Annotated in this window: 3 protein-coding genes; 2 read left to right on the forward strand and 1 reads right to left on the reverse strand. The window is 74.0% G+C overall.

Translation table 11 applies throughout. The features are described 5' to 3' along the window. The coding region (gene hrcA, locus ABZ371_RS31525) for a heat-inducible transcriptional repressor HrcA (protein WP_358686122.1) at positions 1–610 on the reverse strand (610 nt) is incomplete at its 3' end. Positions 611–773: 163 nt separating this feature from the next. Here hrcA and ABZ371_RS31530 point away from each other — a divergent pair. Both ABZ371_RS31530 and ABZ371_RS31535 read left to right on the forward strand, forming a co-directional pair. Next, a complete protein-coding gene (locus ABZ371_RS31530) occupies positions 774–1,496 on the forward strand; it encodes an MBL fold metallo-hydrolase (RefSeq protein WP_358686124.1) in 723 nt (240 codons plus the stop codon). 62 nt (positions 1,497–1,558) lie between these two features. Then, positions 1,559–2,377 carry a DUF3097 domain-containing protein gene (locus tag ABZ371_RS31535; protein ID WP_358686126.1) on the forward strand — a complete coding sequence of 273 codons (819 nt, stop codon included), beginning with the start codon at positions 1,559–1,561 and terminating at the stop codon, positions 2,375–2,377. Positions 2,378–2,593 lie beyond the last annotated feature (216 nt).

Below are 2,593 nucleotides of genomic sequence, written 5' to 3' on the forward strand. Positions count from 1 at the left end.
CCACGCACGCCGCCAGCACCTCCCCCCGTGGGGGCGCGGCGGCCCCGCGCCCCCCCACGACCCGGCTGTTGAGCCGGGCCCGGAGATCGGCGAGGGAGGTGTCTCCGAACGGCGCGGGGCAGTCGATCATACGCTGTTCGACGCGGCCCGTGTCCGTGATCAGTACGAGCATCAGCCGGGCCGGCGCCAGCGCCAGCAGTTCCACGTGCCGCACCGTCGAGCGGGTCAGCGAGGGGTACTGGACGACGGCGACCTGCCGGGTCAGCTGCGCGAGCAGCCGGACCGTACGGCCCACGACGTCGTCGAGGTCGACCGCGCCGTCGAGGAAGTTCTGGATGGCCCGGCGCTCGGGCGACGACAGGGGCTTGACCCCCGCGAGCTTGTCGACGAACAGCCGGTAGCCCTTGTCCGTGGGGATGCGCCCCGCGCTGGTGTGGGGCTGGGCGATGAAGCCCTCGTCCTCCAGCACCGCCATGTCGTTGCGGACGGTGGCCGGGGAGACGCCCAGGCTGTGCCGCTCGGTGAGCGCCTTGGAGCCGACCGGCTCCTCGGTCCCGACATAGTCCTGGACGATGGCGCGCAGCACTTCGAGTCTGCGTTCACTGAGCACCGCGCACACCTCCAGCTGTGGTTCTTCGGCGTCTGCCTGGCACTCTGCGCGTTCGAGTGCCAGCAATCCCCGGCCAGTGTACGGGGGCGGGGTGGTGCGGGGGCAAGGGCGACCGGCCATGCCCTCGCGTAACCGCGCAGGTCGCTGCCGATAGCGTCGTCGTATGGACGTCGCTTGGGAAGAGTTCGGCTGGGAGCGATTGGGCGACAGTGCGGGGCGCCGGCGCCTTCCCGTCTGGGACGCGACGGTCTCCCTGGTGGCGGGAGCGGACGGTGTGCTGCTCCACGACACGGGCGCGACGCTCCGGGAGGGCGCCGAGGTGCGGGCCCAGGCGCAGGCGCTCCTCGGCCGCGGGGTGACGCATATCGCACTCAGCCACCCGCACTTCGATCACGTACTGGGCACCGGCGCCTTCGCCGGGGCGGAGGTCTACGGCGCGGCCGGCATGGCGGAACTGCTCAGGCACCGTGCCGGGGAACTGCGCGACGACGCGGTCCGCCACGGGGTGAGCGAGCACGACGCCGACACCGCGACGGACGTCCTGATGCCGCCGCGGCACCGGGTCAGCGGTGAGGTGACCCTCGATCTGGGGGGCGGCGTGCGGGTTCTGCTGGCCGACGTGGGTCCGGGGCACACCGGCCACGACCTGGCGGTGCTGGTGCCGGGCTCGCCCGCCGTGGTGCTCTGCGGGGATCTGGTCGAGGAGTCCGGCGAGCCCCAGGCGGGCCCGGACGCGGTGCCCTCGCACTGGCCGGCCGCCCTGGACCGGCTGCTGGAACTGGGCGGCGAGGACGCGTTGTACGTCCCCGGGCACGGGGCGGTCGTGGACGCCGCCTTCGTACGGGCGCAACGCGACGGGCTGGCCCGCCGTTTCGGCGTGTCGTGAAGGGCGGCCCGCCCGCCGTGCCGTGACGCCACGTGTCCCGGCGTGCCGCTTATCGTCGTCCCATGCGCAGTTACCAGCCTGATCTGACCCCGCCGTGGAAGAGGTCCGCCACCGCTCCCGAGGTGCCCGCCGAGCCCGATCTGGTCGTGGAGGAGGTCGCCACCGGCTTCTGCGGGGCGGTGATCCGCACCGAGAAGACGGCCCAGGGGCCCACGGTCACTCTGGAGGACCGTTTCGGCAAGCACCGGGTGTTCCCGATGGAGCCGCGCGGCTTCCTGCTGGAGGGGCGGGTGGTCACCCTCGTCCGCCCCGCGGCCGGCGGACCCGTCCGCCCGGCGCGTACGGCCTCCGGCTCGGTGGCCGTCCCCGGTGCGCGGGCCCGGGTGGCCCGGGCGGGCCGGATCTACGTGGAGGGGCGGCACGACGCCGAACTGGTCGAGCGGGTCTGGGGGGACGACCTGCGCATCGAGGGCGTGGTCGTGGAGTACCTCGAGGGCATCGACGACCTGCCCGCGATCGTCCGCGAGTTCGGGCCCGGCCCGGACGCCCGCCTGGGGGTGCTGGTCGACCATCTGGTGCCGGGATCGAAGGAGTCGCGCATCGCCGCCCAGGTCACGGGCGACGACGTGCTGGTGGTGGGACACCCGTACATCGACGTCTGGGAGGCGGTGAAGCCCTCGTCCGTGGGCATCGCGGGCTGGCCGGTGGTGCCGCGCGGCCAGGACTGGAAGACGGGCGTGTGCCGTGCGCTCGGCTGGCCGGAGAACACGGGAGCGGCCTGGCAGCACATCCTGTCCCGGGTCCACTCCTACAAGGACCTGGAGCCCCAGCTGCTCGGCCGCGTGGAAGAGCTGATCGACTTCGTCACCCTGCCGGCCTGAGAGGCCGGAGCGGTCCCGGGTGCGGGTGCGGGGGTGCGTGCGGAGGCGGGGCCGGGATCGGACAAGGGGGCCGGGATCGGCAACGGCCCCGGTCCCGCGCCCGGGCGGCCGCGCGACCTGGCGTCCGCGGCGGGGCGCCCGCCGACGGCGCGCGGGACCCGCGGCCTCAGTCAACCAGGTCCCGGACCACGACGAGACCTTCCTGGCGCCGTTCGT

Origin of the sequence: Streptomyces sp. NPDC005899, from assembly GCF_040629645.1 — a bacterium.
Lineage (GTDB): Bacteria > Actinomycetota > Actinomycetes > Streptomycetales > Streptomycetaceae > Streptomyces.

Bases quoted from the DNA above. Each gene is read 5' to 3' on its own strand.
- ABZ371_RS31530 (WP_358686124.1), top strand. From the start codon at position 774: ATGGACGTCGCTTGGGAAGAGTTCGGCTGGGAGCGATTGGGCGACAGT.
- ABZ371_RS31535 (WP_358686126.1), top strand. From the start codon at position 1,559: ATGCGCAGTTACCAGCCTGATCTGACCCCGCCGTGGAAGAGGTCCGCC.